Origin of the sequence: Mariniradius saccharolyticus AK6 (genome assembly GCF_000330725.2) — a bacterium.
Classification (GTDB): Bacteria; Bacteroidota; Bacteroidia; order Cytophagales; family Cyclobacteriaceae; genus Mariniradius; species Mariniradius saccharolyticus.
Genome location: NZ_AMZY02000019.1, coordinates 1 through 16813 on the forward strand (window position 1 = coordinate 1; position 16813 = coordinate 16813).

The 16813-nt window shown below is 48.9% G+C and carries 16 protein-coding genes; 6 read left to right on the forward strand and 10 right to left on the reverse strand.

Annotated elements, in window-relative coordinates; all coding sequences use genetic code 11:
• The first annotated feature begins 78 nt into the window (after positions 1–78).
• Positions 79–657 (forward strand): redoxin domain-containing protein, encoded by a 579-nt coding sequence (locus tag C943_RS17625; RefSeq protein ID WP_008630588.1) that lies wholly within the window; start codon positions 79–81, stop codon positions 655–657.
• Here the strand turns inward: C943_RS17625 and C943_RS17630 are convergent.
• The 8 genes from C943_RS17630 to hutH form a co-directional block, all read right to left on the reverse strand.
• The gene (locus C943_RS17630) at positions 654–1487 is read right to left on the reverse strand and encodes a transglutaminase-like domain-containing protein (protein ID WP_008630594.1); all 834 of its coding nucleotides are present in this window, start codon (positions 1485–1487) and stop codon (positions 654–656) included. The genes C943_RS17625 and C943_RS17630 overlap by 4 nt on opposite strands.
• Before the next feature lie 95 nt (positions 1488–1582).
• Positions 1583–3214 carry an acyl-CoA carboxylase subunit beta gene (locus tag C943_RS17635; RefSeq protein ID WP_008630595.1) on the reverse strand — a complete coding sequence of 544 codons (1632 nt, stop codon included), beginning with the start codon at positions 3212–3214 and terminating at the stop codon, positions 1583–1585.
• A gap of 206 nt (positions 3215–3420) precedes the next feature.
• Positions 3421–4119 carry an outer membrane beta-barrel protein gene (locus C943_RS17640; protein WP_008630597.1) on the reverse strand — a complete coding sequence of 233 codons (699 nt, stop codon included), beginning with the start codon at positions 4117–4119 and terminating at the stop codon, positions 3421–3423.
• Between the two features lie 111 nt (positions 4120–4230).
• Complete coding sequence (locus tag C943_RS17645) at positions 4231–6222, reverse strand: urocanate hydratase (RefSeq protein ID WP_008630598.1); 1992 nt, start codon at positions 6220–6222, stop codon at positions 4231–4233.
• A 147-nt stretch (positions 6223–6369) separates the two neighbouring features.
• Entirely contained in the window at positions 6370–6717 is a 348-nt protein-coding gene (locus tag C943_RS17650) for a HepT-like ribonuclease domain-containing protein (protein ID WP_008630599.1), read from the reverse strand.
• On the reverse strand, positions 6710–7009 hold the full coding sequence (locus C943_RS17655; RefSeq protein ID WP_008630600.1) for a nucleotidyltransferase family protein: 300 nt from the start codon (positions 7007–7009) through the stop codon (positions 6710–6712). Before C943_RS17655 ends, C943_RS17650 begins: the two co-directional genes overlap by 8 nt.
• Before the next feature lie 48 nt (positions 7010–7057).
• Positions 7058–8302, reverse strand: coding sequence for an imidazolonepropionase (gene hutI, locus C943_RS17660; RefSeq protein WP_040481283.1), 1245 nt, complete (start codon positions 8300–8302; stop codon positions 7058–7060).
• A gap of 153 nt (positions 8303–8455) precedes the next feature.
• A complete protein-coding gene (gene hutH, locus C943_RS17665) occupies positions 8456–10027 on the reverse strand; it encodes a histidine ammonia-lyase (protein ID WP_008630602.1) in 1572 nt (523 codons plus the stop codon).
• Positions 10028–10271: 244 nt separating this feature from the next.
• On the opposite strand from hutH, the gene C943_RS17670 reads away from it, so the two are divergent.
• The 5 genes from C943_RS17670 (at position 10272) to C943_RS17690 (ending at position 13834) form a co-directional block, all read left to right on the forward strand.
• Positions 10272–10835 (forward strand): ORF6N domain-containing protein, encoded by a 564-nt coding sequence (locus tag C943_RS17670; RefSeq protein WP_085988939.1) that lies wholly within the window; start codon positions 10272–10274, stop codon positions 10833–10835.
• Between the two features lie 285 nt (positions 10836–11120).
• Positions 11121–11999: a LysR family transcriptional regulator gene (locus tag C943_RS17675; protein ID WP_008630604.1), complete on the forward strand. Its 879-nt coding sequence runs from the start codon at positions 11121–11123 to the stop codon at positions 11997–11999.
• Between the two features lie 132 nt (positions 12000–12131).
• The gene (locus C943_RS17680; RefSeq protein WP_008630606.1) at positions 12132–12338 is read left to right on the forward strand and encodes a DUF2191 domain-containing protein; all 207 of its coding nucleotides are present in this window, start codon (positions 12132–12134) and stop codon (positions 12336–12338) included.
• The gene (locus tag C943_RS17685; protein ID WP_008630607.1) at positions 12335–12721 is read left to right on the forward strand and encodes a PIN domain-containing protein; all 387 of its coding nucleotides are present in this window, start codon (positions 12335–12337) and stop codon (positions 12719–12721) included. The genes C943_RS17680 and C943_RS17685 overlap by 4 nt, the downstream gene beginning before the upstream one ends.
• 288 nt (positions 12722–13009) lie before the next feature.
• A complete protein-coding gene (locus C943_RS17690) occupies positions 13010–13834 on the forward strand; it encodes a helix-turn-helix domain-containing protein (RefSeq protein WP_157198604.1) in 825 nt (274 codons plus the stop codon).
• Between the two features lie 88 nt (positions 13835–13922).
• Here the strand turns inward: C943_RS17690 and menD are convergent, their stop codons facing one another.
• The gene (menD, locus tag C943_RS17695; RefSeq protein WP_008630612.1) at positions 13923–15602 is read right to left on the reverse strand and encodes a 2-succinyl-5-enolpyruvyl-6-hydroxy-3-cyclohexene-1-carboxylic-acid synthase; all 1680 of its coding nucleotides are present in this window, start codon (positions 15600–15602) and stop codon (positions 13923–13925) included.
• The gene (locus tag C943_RS17700) at positions 15599–16813 is read right to left on the reverse strand and encodes a chorismate-binding protein (protein ID WP_008630614.1); all 1215 of its coding nucleotides are present in this window, start codon (positions 16811–16813) and stop codon (positions 15599–15601) included. The genes menD and C943_RS17700 overlap by 4 nt, the downstream gene beginning before the upstream one ends.

The window sequence follows — 16813 nt, forward strand, 5'->3', positions numbered from 1 at the left end:
ACCGTCAACCTATTTTAGGCACACACAGAAGACTTCGATGACTATTTAAGGAGGAAAAATTTGAAGGGTAAAAAGAAAATGAAAAAGCTCATTACGTTTGTTTTGTGTTTTTTGCTGATCTGGTCTTCCTTTGGTCAGCGGGTTGAGGATTTCGCATTGACAGACGTGCAAAGTGGACAGAGTTTTTCGCTAACAGACCATGCCGAATCCAAGGCGGTGGTGCTGGTGTTCACGAGTTTGAATTGCCCGTTTTCCAAACTGTACGAAGATAGGATTGTGCAAATGCATGCCGATTTTGGAGCAGATGGATTCGTGTTTACGATGATCAATCCCCATTTAGGATTGGAAGAGGGTGAAAATGTTGAGGCCGCTAAAGCCCGCGCGAAAGAGAAAAAATTCTTTTTTCCGATCTTGGACGACAAGTCTCAAGTTGTCACAAGGCAATTTGGGATCACAAAGTTGCCTGAGGTGGTCGTTATTACACCCAGTCCCACAGGTTGGGCCATTGCCTACCGGGGGGCGATTGACAACAATCCCCAAGTTGCAGCCAATGCCAACATGAAATACCTGGAAAATGCGCTTGCGGCCATCCAAAACAGGCGCAACCCAAGCCCCACATCCACCCGCCCAGTTGGATGCAACGTAAAGTCACGTTAATTCTCGAGTATCGAAAGCAATTCCCTGACTTCATCCATTTTTTCCACCTCGCCCAGCTTTTCGAATGCCCCGATCAAGTTTCTCAGCATGCGGGCAATGATATCCAGGTTGGTGCAAGGCTCAAAAAACACGTCCTTCGGCTCGATCTGCAAGTGCTCCAGGTAGTTTGAAATATCGTTTTTTCCAAAAATCAGGCCTTTATTGAAAGCGTTGATGTAGAAGGTCGTTTCCTTGGATTTGTAGGTCAGGACAAAGAGGTTTGGTAAGTTGACGCCATAGATCGGCAGGCCCAGTTTCTTAGCCACCAAGAGGTATATGGCGCAGAGGCTGATGGGGTTGCCTTTTCTGCTCTCGATGACGTTGCTGATCATGCTGTTGCCTGGAGAATGGAAGTTTTTCGTATTGGCAGAAAACCGTAGCGTTCCGAAAAGCACCCCGTTGATGATCCGTACTTGCTCAAATGGCAACAGGTCATTTTTGAAAGCCGTCCAAACCTCAAAGTAGATCTGATGCATGTCGGCATTCAACTTTTCAAATTCCAAGTCGGGATATTGATAGGTATTGATGATCCAAAGCCCAGTAAGCAAATCCTGGTCGGGCGAATTTTTCCAATCACGAAGCCGGTCTTTCAAAAGAAAAAACTGCAAATGGTGGACGAGCTCCTCGATTTCCTTTTGTAGTTCGGGATTGAAAGAGTCCTCCCATTTCTTTTCCAAGAAAGGAATCACGGAGTGTCCGAGGGAAATGATTTTGTTCTTGACGTGGGATTTGACCTCTTGATCAGAATCATCCAACAAGGAAACCAGGGCGTGCAGTTCTTTGTCAGTCATTTTTTGGATACCGATGCGTGGGTGATGAAGTTAACAAAATCTTCGCAGCGAGAAAAGGTGCGAGTATTTCTAGATTTAGACGTGATTTCTGACTACTAAGTTTGAATCACACCAACGTTGAAACGCTCGTTGATCGGGGCATGATTAGCGGCCTCAATACCCATGCTGATGATCTTTCTGGTTTCTAGTGGATCGATTACCCCATCTACCCATAGCCTTGCGGCTGCATAGTAGGGACTGAGCTCTTCGTTGTACTTGTCGGTGATTTCCTTCAGCAATTGGTTTTCTTCCTCGGCGGAAATTACGTTTCCGGATTTTTGAAGGGCGGATACTTTGATTTGCAGCAGAGTCTTGGCTGCAGATGCCCCACTCATCACGGCCATTTGTGCGGTAGGCCAGGAGAAAATCAGCCTCGGGTCATAGGCTTTGCCACACATCGCGTAGTTGCCGGCGCCGTAGGAGTTGCCAAGGATAAAGGTGAATTTTGGCACGACCGAATTGGCCATGGCATTTACCATTTTGGCTCCATCCTTGATAATGCCGCCATGCTCGGCTTTGCTGCCGACCATAAATCCACTCACATCCTGCAGAAAAACCAGTGGGATTTTGCGTTGGTTGCAGTTCATGATAAACCGGGCGGCTTTGTCGGCGGAGTCCGAGTAAATGACGCCGCCCATTTGCATTTCACCTTTCTTGGTTTTGACGATTTTGCGTTGGTTGGCAATGATGCCTACCGCCCATCCATCGATCCGGGCAGTGGCACAGATCAGTGTTTTACCATAGTCGGCCTTGTATTCCTCCCAATCCGAGTTGTCCACCAAGCGTGCCAAAACCTCATTCATGTCGTAAGGCTTCACGCGATCGGTAGGGAACACATCATATAGCTCGGCAACATTTTTTGCCGGGGCCACAGGTTCCTTCCTGTCAAACCCTGCCTTTTCGCCTGCACCGATTTTGTCAAATATCTTCTTGATGGCATCGAGGCACTCCTGGTCGTTGGCGTATTTGTTGTCGGTCACGCCTGATATCTCACAGTGGGTAGTGGCGCCTCCAAGGGTCTCGTTGTCGACGACTTCGCCGATGGCAGCCTTTACCAAGTAAGAGCCTGCCAGAAAAATCGAACCGGTCTTGTCCACAATCATGGCCTCGTCGGACATAATGGGCAGGTATGCCCCCCCGGCCACGCAGCTTCCCATGATGGCGGCCACTTGTATGATGCCCATGGATGACATGCGGGCATTGTTGCGGAATTGGCGTCCAAAATGCTCCTTGTCGGGGAAAATCTCGTTTTGCATCGGAAGGAATACGCCCGCACTGTCCACCAAGTAAATGATCGGGAGGCGGTTTTCCATTGCGACTTCCTGTGCACGAAGGTTCTTTTTGGCAGTCATCGGAAACCAAGCCCCGGCCTTTACGGTCGCATCGTTGGCCACGATGACACACATCCGGCCGCTGACGTAGCCGATTCCAGTCACCACGCCAGCCGATGGACAGCCACCCTCTTCCTCATACATACCGTCCGCCGCGAATTGGCCGATTTCGAGGAATTCAGAATCTGCGTCCGTCAGGTATGCAATACGTTCCCGGGCGGTGAGTTTCCCCTTTTCATGTTCCTTGGCGATGCGGGATTTGCCGCCGCCGAGACGTACGGTTTCGGTTTTGTTTACTAGATGCTGAAGAAGCCGTTGGAATTCGGCTTCGTTGACAGTGGGTGATTTGGTTTCCATCAAGTTATTTGGGTTCAGTTTTCAGGTGGTGCTAAAATAGGGCATATTTTGCCTAAACAAAACCCGCAGGTAGAGGAGTTTGTTGGAAAGATGAAGTATCGTTTCAGTCAAGACAACGCCAGTTTAGCCCTGAGATTCCTTGAAGTGGATTCAATGGGAAAGCTTGAAAAATGCAATTCCTTTCATCCGATCGGTCGTGACCAAGACTAATCCTTTTGCCCCGCGCCTATGGGAATCCGTAGGTACACGTTCAGCGAGGTGTTTTTGCTGGTGATATTTGGATCGATGCGGACATCCACCAGACCATAGTAATACAGCATCCCGATACTCATGCTCTTTAGCTCCTTTTTTAATTTGTATCCGACCCCGCCGATAAGGCCTGCATCAAGCCTGTAAAATTCATCACCAACTTCTCTTCGGAAATTGGCAGCACCATTTGCAGCCTCTACATCAAAATCATCGTAGGCTTTTGATCGTAAGCCTGCTTGGATACCTCCCTCCAAAAGAAATCTGTGTTTGATCCGCTGTTGCCACATGATGGGTACTGCGAATGTATTTATTTTGGTCGTTAGGGTACCATTTTGAAAAATGGCGTCCAAGTTTGGGTCCCCAAGTTGGTAGGGCTTCATACCGGTCGCTCCAAAGGAATTCTTCACCAAAACGCCGGTACTTAGAAATGAATTTTCCTTAAGCATAATATGAAAGTAAAACCCCAGGTTGAAATTATTGAGGGCCTTTGTTTCCAATGTTCCGTTGAAGTCGGTACGGTTGAATCCGCCTGTAAGGCCAAACTCAATTTTGTCGGTGTTCAGCGCATCGCCAAAAACCAATGAAATCAAAACTTGGGAGCGTGCAGTGCCGGAGACGGAGAGAAGCAGAAGTACCAATATGATGGATTTTTTCATAAGGAATTCAAATGATAGGGCATGGTTCTTTTAGCCACAACGAATGTATCCAAATTATATCAGGAAGGGAAGAAATGGGCGATGAGGTTTAACGCAAGGAGCATTCCCTCATTAAAGCAGGAATTTTTCATCCACCACCTCCGGCAATGTCACCTTCAATCCAGGTGTTCTCTCCATTTCCCGCTTGATCGCAAATAAGGCCTCTTCGTTTCGTGCCCAAGCCCGGCGGGAAATGCCATTGTTGACATCGTAGAATAACATGGATTTGAGTTTTTGGTCTGCGTCGGCTGTGCCATCAAGAAGCATTCCAAAGCCGCCGTTGATGACTTCTCCCCAGCCAACGCCGCCGCCGTTGTGGATGGAAACCCAGGTGGCACCGCGGAAACTGTCCCCGATGACATTGTGGATCGCCATGTCAGCGGTAAACTTACTGCCATCGTAGATGTTGCTCGTTTCCCGGAAAGGGGAATCCGTGCCGCTTACATCGTGGTGGTCTCGTCCCAAGACGATTGGTGCGGAGATTTCACTGGCGCTCACCGCTTGATTGAAAGCCTCGGCAATTTTGATCCGACCTTCGGCATCTGCATAGAGAATCCGAGCCTGCGAGCCTACGACAAGTTTGTTTTTCCCGGCTTCCTCGATCCAGCGGATGTTGTCCTGCAGTTGCTGTTGGATTTCCTTTGGTGCATTTGAACTGATTTTCTTCATCACCTCAAGGGCGATTTGGTCGGTTTTTTCCAAGTCGGCTGCGTTCCCGGAAGTACAAACCCAGCGGAATGGCCCGAAACCGAAATCAAAACACATGGGTCCCAGGATATCCTGCACGTAAGAAGGGTACTTGAAATCGATGCCATTCTCTGCCATCACAGCTGCACCGGCACGGGATGCCTCGAGAAGGAAGGCATTTCCGTAGTCAAAAAAGTACATTCCCTTGGCAGCATGCCTGTTGATCGCAGCGGCATGGCGACGGAGGGATTCTTGGACTTTGGTTTTGAAGTTTTCCGGATCCTTTGCCATCATATCGTTAGCCTCTTCGAAACTCAGCCCCGCGGGATAGTAGCCCCCTGCCCAGGGATTGTGAAGGGAAGTCTGGTCCGAACCGAGTTCGACGTTGATGTTGTCGACGTCGAATTTTTCCCATACATCCACGATATTTCCCAGATAGGCAATGGACACGACTTCGGCATTGTTTTGCGCTTGACGTACACGGGATACAAGCTTGTCCAAGTCATCGATCAACTCATCCACCCATCCCTGCGCATGCCTCTTGTATGCTGCTTTTGGGTTGACTTCTGCGCAGACCGTGACACAACCGGCGATGTTGCCGGCCTTGGGTTGGGCACCGGACATGCCGCCAAGACCCGCTGTCAGGAAGACCTTTCCCCTTGGATTTACAGCCGTGCCCAGTTTTTTCCGAAAGGCATTCATGACCGTAATGGTAGTGCCATGGACGATTCCCTGTGGCCCAATATACATATAGGAACCCGCAGTCATCTGTCCGTATTGCGTCACGCCCAATGCATTGTAGCGCTCCCAATCGTCCGGCTTGGAGTAGTTGGGAATCATCATGCCATTGGTAACCACGACACGCGGAGCATCTTTGGAAGAAGGGAAAAGCCCCATGGGATGCCCTGAATACATGTGGAGGGTTTGTTCTTCGTCCATTTCGGCGAGGTATTGCATGGTAAGCAGGTACTGCGCCCAGTTTTGAAATACCGCCCCATTGCCGCCATAGGTAATCAATTCGTGTGGGTGCTGTGCCACTGCCGGATCCAGGTTGTTTTGGATCATCAACATGATAGCGGCCGCTTGTGGGGTTTTGGCCGGGTATTCAGAAATCGGCCGGGCATACATCTCGTACTCGGGGCGAAACCTGTACATGTATATACGCCCATACTCCTGTAGTTCGGCAAAAAACTCCTGCGCCAACTCGGCATGCCAAGCCTTCGGGATGTAACGAAGCGCATTTCTGACTGCCAGTTTTTTCTCTTCCGGACTCAAAATGTCCTTGCGCTTCGGCGCATGGGATACGTTCGGGTCCAGTGGCTTTTTAGCTGGAAGCTCGGAGGGAATACCTTGGAGGATGAGTTCTTGGAATGTCATTGGGGGAAGTAATTGGCTGATTGGTTATTGAGTTATTAGTTACCTGGATTGGAGGAGTGGTGTTTCGGGCGATATTTTTTTGGTGAAAAACCAGAAAAAAGCAACGGGATAGAAGATTGAAGTGCATCTCAAATCGTAATTGAGGGGCTATTTTCCAATCAGTTTCTTAAGTTGTATTTCCAGCTTGGGTAGGTGGTATGAAAGAATTGACCAGATCATTTCGTCCGAAATACCATCATAGGCATGGATGATTTGGTTTCGCAATCCTATAATGGAAACGGCTTCGGGCAAATTTCCCAAGAACTCCGCATCACGTTTCAGGATTCTAATGACCGCTTCACCAATGATTTCGAGATTCCGTTCGATTGCTCTTTTGAGCATCAGCTTGTATCGATATTCCTGAGCAGATGTCACATTTTCTTCGCTAAGAAACCCGTTGATTTCCGCTATCGCGAATTGGACATCGTAGAGCCATTTCTCTATTTTTTTATCCATAGATCAATTCTTTCGATTGGTTGATGGAATCGATCAGAACTGGATTTTTAAGGGTTTGTAACTCGACTAAGTCGATCTTGCGTCCAAAAACCCCTTGTAGTTCATTTTTTAGCACAAGGAAATTTTCGAAGTATTCGGAGGTTTTCATTTCCTTGAATTTGACCAAAAGATCCACATCGGAGCCTTCCGTCATTGTTCCTTTTGCGGCCGAACCAAAAAGATAAAGTTTCTCCACGTGGTGTTTTTCGCAGAGCGTTTGGATTGAATCAAGCGGAATTTCCAAGGTTTTCATTCGCATAATTTACTTATTTTATTCCTTTTTATCTTCATTCGCCCATTTTCAAACCCTTTCCCCCCTTTTCCAAACCATCGAGGGCTTGAGCCTGCCTTGCTGGTAGGTGATCTCTCTGTAGTCGGCGGTTGGGAAAAGGATGATGTCCGCCAATTGTCCTGAAGAAAGGCTTCCCCGATCTGTAAGTCCCAAAGCCGCCGCCGCCCGGAAGGTGATTCCAGCCAAGACCTCTAAATTGCTGAGTTTTTGGAAGGTCCCCAGTACGCTCGCCTGCATCAGCAAATCACCCATCGGTGCCGAACCCGGATTCCAGTCGGATCCGATTGCCAGGGAAGCGCCCGCATCGAGGAGTTTTCGCGCGGGCGTGAAGCCTACCCCCAGTCCCAAAGATGCGCCGGGCAATGCCACGGGAATCGTATCGGAATTGGCCAGCGTGGCAATTTCTTTTTCTGTACTTGCCTCCAAATGATCTGCCGACATGGCCCCGAAATCCATCGCCACCTGCGACCCGCCCACATGAAACTGATCCGCATGGACCACAATGTCAAAGCCCAAGGCCTTGGCTTTTTCAAAGTAATTTTGGATATCCTCGGCACTAAAGGCTGTGTCCTCTATAAAGGCATCCACGCGGTTTGTAAGGTTTTCAGATTTTAGGATGGGAAAGAGTTCATCGGAGATCTTTTTGAGGTATTCCCGCTGGTTTCCCTCAAAATCCCTCGGTCGGATATGTGCGGCCAGGCAGGTAGCAATCAGGTCTCCCTCCGTGCTTTCGCCGGCCAGCTGGATGGCCCTCAGCATTTTCAATTCCTCCTCGACCGAAAGCCCGTAGCCGCTCTTCACCTCGATCGTCGTAATGCCATCCTTCAGGTGCCTGTTGGCACGTTGTGCGGTCAACTGGGCGAGTTTTTCCAAGCTCGCTTTTCGTGTCTGGGTTACGCTTTCCCAAATACCGCCGCCCGATTTGGCGATCTCGAGGTAAGATTTTCCCGCGTTGCGCATGGCGTAATCCTGTGCCCTTGAGCCGGCAAAACAGATATGCGTATGGCAATCCACGATTCCTGGCATCGCTACAAAGTCGGTCTTGAGGTTGACCATCTCCGCTCCAATGGACTGAGCCTCTGGGAAAATATCCCAATAGCTGCCGATTTGGTGGATTTTGTCGTTTTTCAGGAGGATTCCAGCCTCTTGGATGATTTCCAAATCTTCATCTCGAAGTGCACCCTTCAGCGGCAGGTTTGCCATGGTGATTGCTTGCCGGATAGGGCCAATAAAGGTGTATTGGATGGTTTTCATCATAATGCCAGGAATGTATGAATAAGTTTTTGGGACAAAGTCAGATTGGCAGAGGCCTTAGTCTTTTCAAAAAGACCCAAGGATTTTTAGGCAAGAAAGACGCTGAAACATAATTTTTTTTCTTCCCTCTTAGTGTCTTTGTGGCAATTCAATCTAGAACCTATCAAACTTCTCTGACCACCTCGTCTCCAGTGCCAAACCTGCCTTCGCTGCGACTTCTTTGGCTAAAGTTAGCAATTCCCCGCTACGGATGATCTCGATGGCCGTTTCCATATCCTCGTACATGATTTGGTCTTCGGTGACATGTTTGATTTTGGTGCGGACATGTTCGTAAAGGGCTGTCATGATCTTCCCCGACTTAAGCGGAGCATGGAAATCCACCGCCTGCGCTGCACAGAAAAGCTCGATGCCAAGGATTTTTTCCACGTTTTCGATCACTTGGAGGGCTTTTCGGGCGCCGATGCTGCCCATACTCACATGGTCTTCCTGACCGAGCGACGTTGGAATGCTGTCTGCCGAAGAAGGAAAACACAGACCTTTGTTTTCGCTCGCCACGGCAGCCGAGGTATACTGCGGAATCATAAATCCCGAATTCAGCCCCGTTTCTTTCAAGAGCAGCTTTGGCACCCCGGGCGTATCACCTTCTAGGGAAAGGTAAATCCTTCGGTCAGAGATATTGCCGATTTCCGAAGCTGCCAGGCATGCATAATCCAAAGGCATGGCAATCGGCTGACCGTGGAAGTTTCCCCCGCTGATGGTATGATTTTCGTCAAACACAACGGGATTGTCCGTCACGGAGTTGATTTCGGTCTCGATCATCTGCTTTAGGTGCAGCCAAGCGTTGCGGGAAGCACCGTGTACTTGTGGCATGCAGCGCAGGGAATACGGATCTTGGACGCGCGGACAGGTCGCATGGGAATGCACAATTTCCGATTCATGCAGCAAGTTTTGGATCGTTTGCGCCACGTGTTGGTTGCCGGCGTAAGGTCTGAGTTGGTGGAGTTCTGCGGAAAAAGGTTTCACCGAGCCCAAAAGTCCTTCCAGCATCATTGCCCCGGTAATATCCGCATGGGCAAGGATATTGTAAAACCGCTCCACGACCTTGACGCCAAAAGCAGCGATGAATTGTGTTCCGTTGATCAAGGCCAGACCTTCCTTGGGACCCAGACTGATGGGCTCGATGTCCAACAGTTGAAAGGCCTTTGCGGTCGGCATGATTTCGCCTTTGAAATGGACCCGTCCCAAGCCAATCAAGGGCAGGAACAAGTGGGAAAGGGGTGCCAAGTCACCCGAAGCGCCTACCGAACCTTGTTTGGGGACGACGGGGATGACATTGTGGTCGATATGCCAGAGAATCCGATCGAGCGTACTTTCCCGAATCCCGGAATATCCTTTTGCCAGCGCGTGCAGCTTCAGCACCAGCATCAGTTTGGCAATTTCGATCGGGATAGGCTCGCCGATGCCCACAGCATGGCTCTTGAGCAGGTTTTCCTGGAGTTTTTGTGTCTGATCAGGGGAAATGAGCGTGGTGCATAGGGGGCCAAATCCCGTGTTGATTCCATAGACCGGGTTTCCGTTGGCGACGATCTCTTGGACTGCTGATGCAGATTTTTTGACCCGCGAGCGGGTTTCCGGGGATAAGATCCCTCTGATTTCACCGTTAGCAATGCCGAGGGCAATGGAGGCAGTCAGGTGTTCTTGGCCGTATTGAAAGGTGTTTTTCATTGTTTCTTTTGTCTCACAAAGCCCCAATCGAGCAATGTGTGATTTGGATTACGGACAAAATTAGGTTCAATAATTCATACATATAAATATCAAAAAGATCAGATAGTAATTACTATTGATTATTAAAAGCGATTTAAACGTTTAACTCGGCCCGTGAATTTTGTATCCAACGCCGTGCTTGGTAGATTGTCTTTATTCTTTCGGGGCGAGGTGTGACGCATGGCGCCCTCTAATCTAAAGAGCGATGAAAAATTCACAGGAAATGATATTACAAGAGCGGATTTCAAGAGCCATACATGTGGTCAGAAATCAAAAAACCATGATGGACAGTGATTTGGCTGAAATGTATGGTGTGGAAACAAAAGTGCTCAATCAGGCAGTAAAGCGGAATTTGGATAGGTTTCCGGAGGACTTCATGTTTCAGCTTACGGTCGAGGAATGGGAGGGTTTGAAGGCGGAATTTGAGGAACAAAAAGGACGGGATTTTTTAAGGTCACAAATTGTGACCTTAGAAGATGGCAGGGGACGACATCGGAAGTACCTTCCCTATGTGTTTACCGAGCAAGGTGTCGCCATGCTGTCCTCGGTTTTGAACAGCCCCACTGCCATCCAGGTCAATATTTCGATCATGCGGGTATTCGTAAAAATGCGACAATGGGCAACAAACTATGAGGGCTTGGTCAAAAGGATCGAAGAGCTCAGCCAAAACCAAAGCGAGCACAACGAACATATCAGAAATATTTACCAAATAATTGAGGAGTTGATACGCCCGGGGTATTCCGAACGGAATCGCATTGGGTTCAAGTAGGTGAGATGAATTCTTTCAGGGACGGTTGAATTCCCGTTCCTTCGAGAAAAGGCAGCTTGGGTATTTGATTCAAGGGGATTCAAATACATATATCATTCAATACCATATTTGTCAAATATTAATTACGTTTGGTTATTAAAGTTGAAACCTTTCGATTGCCGTAATATTTGTTCTGTCCTTCCAAAAGTGGAGAAAAGCCACGAATGTGCGAATAGTTCTCTGCAAACTGCTGCTGCCAACTGCATCTTGCCTCTCGCGTCTTGGCCGTCTTAGCGTGCTAATCCTATGAACATCGAACTCCGACACCTTGAATACTTCCGTGCCGTAGCCGAAGAACTGAACTTCGGGCGGGCAGCGGATCGCCTTTTCATTTCCCAGCCGGGACTCAGCCGTCAAATCAAACAGATGGAGGAAATCCTTGGCGTGCTGCTTTTTGAGCGGACCAAAAGGCATGTCGAACTGACCGCCGCAGGCATGTACCTCAAATCCGAGGTCGATTACATCTTCAACCACCTCCAACTCACCAAATCCCAACTCCGGGAAATCGCCGCCGGGAATGTAGGCGAGCTGCGGATCGGATTCTTAGGTTCAGCAGCGCATACCGTCTTGCCGGAGCTGTTGGTGAAGATCTCGCAGTCCTTTCCCGGCATCCGCACCAATCTCGAAGAACTGAGCAATGCCAGCCAAGTCGAAATGCTCGAAAAGGATAAGCTCGATTTGGGATTTGTCCGCTTGGCACGGGTGCCGGATGCACTTCAGATGAAAATGGTGGAGCAGGACACCTTCTCGCTCGTCCTCCCGCTTGGGCACCCGATAGAGGCGGAAAAGTTCAAGCATATCGGCCAGTTGAAGGACGAAAACTTCATCCTCTTTTCCCAAGACTACTCCTCAGTCTACTACGACAAAATCATGTCCATCTGTGAGGATAGGGGCTTTTCGCCCCGGATCACCCACAAGTCCGTCCATGCCCTGACGATATTCAAGTTGGTGGAGGCGGGTTTGGGCGTGGCGATTGTGCCGAGTTCACTGAAGGAGGGCTATGACTTGAAAGTGAAATTTGTCGAACTCGTAAATATTCGCCAGAAAACTGAACTCTATGCCGTTTGGAAAAAGGGGAACCGCAATCCAGCTTTGGGGAAAGCCTTGGAATTGATTGTCGGATAGTGACAGATAGCCAGTTCGTTTTGCCTTCATCCTCGGCAATTCTCAAACTCGGGAATTGACCCTACTTCGTAGGACAACGAATTTTGTTTTATTATACGATATATGATCGTATTTTTGTAAAAAATTGATAACATGAAAGTTACTGCGATTATCCCGGATAATTTGGTGCAAGAAACGATCGAACTTTCTCAGGCTTCATCTGTCACGGAGGCTTTGAAGATTGCCCTAGTTTCCTACATCAGGTCGCAAAAGATCAAGAAGCTTGGTTCAAATATTTTGAACGAGCCCTTGGAATTCAAGTATTCAGCCCAGGAACTTCGTGATCTGAACAGAAAATGAGAGGTGTAGTCTTGGATACCTCGGTATGGATTGAATACCTCCGTGGCAATCCCGATTTTTTTGAAACCTGCCAAGAACTTTTGGAAAATGGTAGGGTTTACGGTCTTGAACTGATTTTTGCGGAGCTGCTGCAGGGGGCAAGAGGAGAAAGGGAGATCGAGACCATTTTGGCATTTTCGTCCCTTGTTCCGAGTTTGGATGAACCTTTCCTTGTCATTGACTCAGGTTTGATTTCCCAAAGGGAGAATTATGTCAATCAGGGTGTCGGCTTGATAGATGCGGTGATTGTCAATGCGGTAAGGAAAAATGGGCTCTTGCTTTGGACGCTCGATACCAAAATCCGCGGCGTGCTCGGATATGGTTTTTCTTTTGAGGTGGATTAGGTTGGTCTTTTTTGGGGATGTTTTCCGAAAAGAAATCGGGAATCCGCTTTAGTTAGTACGATCTAGATTACTTCACCTGTCTTTTCTGGATTTCAGGGCCGAAATTAAAAATCCCATATCTCATACCCCAAATTACAAATCCCGTTTCTCAAATCTCAAATCTCCAACCCCTTCTTCTCCCTCATTTTCCCAAATGCCGTGCAAATGTCGGGTCAAATCCGCCTAAATTGCGGAGGCGTTTCAACCATTTCCCTCCAAATTGCCATGGTCAAACAAACTATCTTAACAATGAAACAACCACAATTGGGCCAGAAGATCCAGGAATGGAGAAAGGCCAAAGGCATGACACAGGAGGAATTGGTCGAGCGCTGTAACATCAACGTGCGGACCATTCAGCGCATTGAGGCAGGGGAGGTGGCACCGCGTCCCTATACGGTAAAGGCGATTTTGGAGGTATTGGAGGTGAAATCGGAAGAAGTGAAGGAACTCAAATTGGATGGCGAGGAGCCCGCAAAGCCTGATCAACTGCGCGCCTGGTTGCGGTTTTCTTTTGTCACGGGTATCATTTATTTGATTTTTGCCATCGTGGAATCCGTCCTTGACATGGCCTTGGTGACGGAAGGGCGTTCTATCGAAACTGGTTTCGGAATGCTCTATACCTCCGTCAAAATGGGGGTATTGGTCCTATTTATCATGTTTACCTCAGGATTCTTCAAGCTAGGGCAAGCGCATGGCAATATTTTGATCAAACTGGTTTCTATATTGATGATAGGTGCCACAGGTATCTTTATCGTCGATGATATCCTGACCTATTGGAATGGGACGGATATTTATTCCGGACTTATTTTTCGTTCGATCGTCGCTGGTTCGCTGTATGTGCTTTTTGCCACGGGTTTCCTACTCATGGCGCGGGAGAGGAGCAAATTGTACCTGATGACCGGCGTCATCGGCTTGATGACGGGCGTGAGTTTCCTGACCGTCGTGTTCGCGATACCGGGATTGGTACTGCTGACGGTCTTTGAGGTTTTCCTGCTTGTAGTCCTGCATGCCGAATACAAGGGGCAAGCCAGCACGGAGTCCATGACCCTCGTCGGAAAAGCGCAGGTGCTTTGATTGGCAAAAATTGAGGAAATCGGATATTGGCGACTTTCTTCCAATTGAAAAAATTCCCATTCGGCTGTCAAAAACTTGGCAGCCGTTTTTATTTCAATACCGTTGCAATCTGCGCCTTGACCCATTTCAGCACCTCGGCGTTTTTTGGACTTTCGGACAGGATTTCGAGGATTTTGGGCCGCTCGCTTTTTTCGTAGAAATTGTCCAGTCCTGATTCCAGCGATTGTTGGTCGGCCGCTGCATGGTAGCCAAAGCCGAATTCCGCTGCCAAGGATTTCGCAGAGAGTGGCTGCTTGGTTTCGAAATATTCCTCCAACTCAGGCTGCCGGGCCGGGCCATCGATCAAGCGGAAAATCCCACCCGCATGGTTATTCAGAAGAATGATGCGGAGGTTGGGAATGGGGTAACTGTGCCAATAGGCGTTGCGATCGTAGAAAAAGGCCATGTCCCCGGTGATCAAGGTGACAAAACCATCGGAGACAAATGCACAACCGACTGCCGTACTGCTGCTGCCGTCAATGCCACTCGTGCCGCGGTTGCAATAGACTTCGGGATTGATTCTTCCCAGAAAATTCAAATACCGTACGGCCATGCTGTTGGCGACATGGATTTTGCTTGCTGCTGGTATTTTTGCCAAAGCAGTCTGCAAAGCTTTGTATTCGCCAAACTCTGCCCGGTAGATCGTTGCAGGAAGATGTTTGCGGACTTTTTCTTCCAGGGATGTCCAGTGTTTTGCAAAGTCCAGGTTCGATTCGACTGTTTGCCCGATAAGCTGAAGGAAATCCAAAGCATCACAGGATATCGTTTTCTCCAAATGTTGGTAAGTGTCCGGTGCATAGCCCGCTGGCTGGATATGCCAATGTGCAGCTTCCGAGCTTCGCAGAAAAAGCTTCAGGCCCTTGGAAATGATCGATTTGCCAAAGGAAATAATCAGGTCCGGGCGAAGTGAGTTTCGCAATTCCGAATTCCCAATATAATGGTCATGCAGGCAAATTGTATGGGAAGACTGTAGGTTGCTGATGCTATCTGTGACCACGACGGCCTGGTGGTTGGCTGCGATTTGATCCAAGATCTGCCGCAATGCTACATCCGGAAACTGCTGCCCTGGCACGATGAGGATTTTTCGAAATCTCAGCAAGTCCTGTTCGATCACTTTCTTTTGATCCGCTGAGAGCGTCGGCTTTCCTTTGAGCTGATTGATAACCTGCAGGTCTTTATCAAAGTCAAAACGCTCTTCTTTTTCCGGATAGAATGGCTCTCTGAGGGGAATGTTGATATGTACCGGTCCCTCCGGGAAATCCGCTGCAAGGTTGATCGCTTCATTCACGATCCGGTTAGCATGCCAAACCTTGTCCGCGTGACCAAACTCATCGGGAAATTGGAAGAATCCCTTTACATGTTTCCCATAGATTTCGGTTTGGCGGATGGTTTGGCCGTCCCATTGGTCGATCCACTCGGGTGGTCTGTCGGCGGTCAGGATAAGCAAGGGAATCTGTTGGAAATAGGCCTCCGCAACAGCTGGGGCGTAGTTGTAAGCAGCGGAACCTGAAGTGCAGACCAGCGCAACGGGTTGTCCAAGCTGTTGCGCCATGCCCAAGGCAATGAATGCGGCTGACCTTTCGTCGGAGATGGTTTTGGTATGGATTTCCGGATGTCTCGCAAAAGCCAAAGTGATGGGCGCACAGCGCGATCCGGGCGAAAGAATGGCATGTCTGATGCCCTTTTTGGCACAAAGGCTCACCAAGTCAACAATAGGCTGCAGGATCAAGGCCGTTGGTTTTTGAGGTGGTTGCCGATGATATCACATTTCATTTCGGTTTCTTCCCATTCGGACTCGGGGTCCGAATCTTCCGTCACGCCCGCTCCGGCATATAGCCAAGCCGCATTTTCGGTCAGCCTTGCAGTGCGTAGGTTGACAAAAATGGAAGTTTCCCCTTCCACATTGATAGGTCCGATGAAGCCCGCGAAGAGCGATCGGTCAAAAGACTCATTTTCCTTTAGAAACTCCAACGCTGCTTGTCTCGGCATGCCGCATACCGCCGAAGTCGGGTGAAGGAGTTGTAGCATCACGGAACCGAGTTGGGGGAAATTCGTCGCTTTCATGTCAACGGTAAAATCTGAGCGCAGGTGCAGCAGATTTCCGGCGACGACCGTCTTTGGACCGTGTTCGTCATATTCACGAAGACGTATTTTTTTGAAACAATCCACGATGTACCTACTGACCAAGGCCTGTTCCTCGATTTCCTTTTGGGTCCAAGCGGCGTTTTTGATGGGATTGTCACCCTTTGCTTTTTGCGTGCCGGCCAGCGACATGGTATAAAAGGTATCACCTTTGGTCTGGATCAATACCTCGGGTGAAGCACCCAGCCAAGTACCGACTCCCGGTAGGTGGAAGAAATTGATAAAGGCGTTGGGGTAGGAGGAAAGCAGGTTTTTAAAGGCCGCCGCAAGGTCAAAGGAGGCTTCTAGCGGCAGGGTCTTACGCCGGGCGGGAACGATTTTGCTCAGTTGTCCGCTTTCGATGGCCGCGATTCCTTTTTTTACCAAATCTAGGAATGCCGGCTTTTCCATGCCGCCATTTGTTTTCCCATCCTCGGCATGATCAACTTTTACAAAAAGATGCCTGATCTTTTGCACGGCCTCTAGGGTAGGGAGCATCAAAGGCAGTGGTTCCAATTCCTCCAATTGGCTTTCGATCGACTGCCCTAGGTCCACTTTGAAATATTCGCTTGCCTCCATAAAAAAGGCCATCCGATCGGCTTGGTCTTCAAACGGATGCACAACAAATCCCGCAGGAAGCTCCTCGAGGTTGAGGGGTACCCTTTTCAACTGTCCCGATTTGTCGATCAGAACTTGGAGAAAATTCGATTTGGGCTTGCGCCAAATGGCGATTTGACCACCCATTTCCATCCAATAGGCCAATAAATTGGCGAGGTAATGCTCGAGTCCTTCCAGTTTTGCCAGTGTAGTTTCCTGCAT

What these genes read in the sequence shown, in the direction of transcription:
- C943_RS17625 (WP_008630588.1), top strand. Translation starts at nt 79, where the DNA reads ATGAAAAAGCTCATTACGTTTGTTTTGTGTTTTTTGCTGATCTGGTCT.
- C943_RS17630 (WP_008630594.1), bottom strand. Translation starts at nt 1,487, where the DNA reads ATGACTGACAAAGAACTGCACGCCCTGGTTTCCTTGTTGGATGATTCT.
- C943_RS17635 (WP_008630595.1), bottom strand. Translation starts at nt 3,214, where the DNA reads ATGGAAACCAAATCACCCACTGTCAACGAAGCCGAATTCCAACGGCTT.
- C943_RS17640 (WP_008630597.1), bottom strand. Translation starts at nt 4,119, where the DNA reads ATGAAAAAATCCATCATATTGGTACTTCTGCTTCTCTCCGTCTCCGGC.
- C943_RS17645 (WP_008630598.1), bottom strand. Translation starts at nt 6,222, where the DNA reads ATGACATTCCAAGAACTCATCCTCCAAGGTATTCCCTCCGAGCTTCCA.
- C943_RS17650 (WP_008630599.1), bottom strand. Translation starts at nt 6,717, where the DNA reads ATGGATAAAAAAATAGAGAAATGGCTCTACGATGTCCAATTCGCGATA.
- C943_RS17655 (WP_008630600.1), bottom strand. Translation starts at nt 7,009, where the DNA reads ATGAAAACCTTGGAAATTCCGCTTGATTCAATCCAAACGCTCTGCGAA.
- hutI (WP_040481283.1), bottom strand. Translation starts at nt 8,302, where the DNA reads ATGAAAACCATCCAATACACCTTTATTGGCCCTATCCGGCAAGCAATC.
- hutH (WP_008630602.1), bottom strand. Translation starts at nt 10,027, where the DNA reads ATGAAAAACACCTTTCAATACGGCCAAGAACACCTGACTGCCTCCATT.
- C943_RS17670 (WP_085988939.1), top strand. Translation starts at nt 10,272, where the DNA reads ATGAAAAATTCACAGGAAATGATATTACAAGAGCGGATTTCAAGAGCC.
- C943_RS17675 (WP_008630604.1), top strand. Translation starts at nt 11,121, where the DNA reads ATGAACATCGAACTCCGACACCTTGAATACTTCCGTGCCGTAGCCGAA.
- C943_RS17680 (WP_008630606.1), top strand. Translation starts at nt 12,132, where the DNA reads ATGAAAGTTACTGCGATTATCCCGGATAATTTGGTGCAAGAAACGATC.
- C943_RS17685 (WP_008630607.1), top strand. Translation starts at nt 12,335, where the DNA reads ATGAGAGGTGTAGTCTTGGATACCTCGGTATGGATTGAATACCTCCGT.
- C943_RS17690 (WP_157198604.1), top strand. Translation starts at nt 13,010, where the DNA reads ATGAAACAACCACAATTGGGCCAGAAGATCCAGGAATGGAGAAAGGCC.
- C943_RS17700 (WP_008630614.1), bottom strand. Translation starts at nt 16,813, where the DNA reads ATGCAGGAAACTACACTGGCAAAACTGGAAGGACTCGAGCATTACCTC.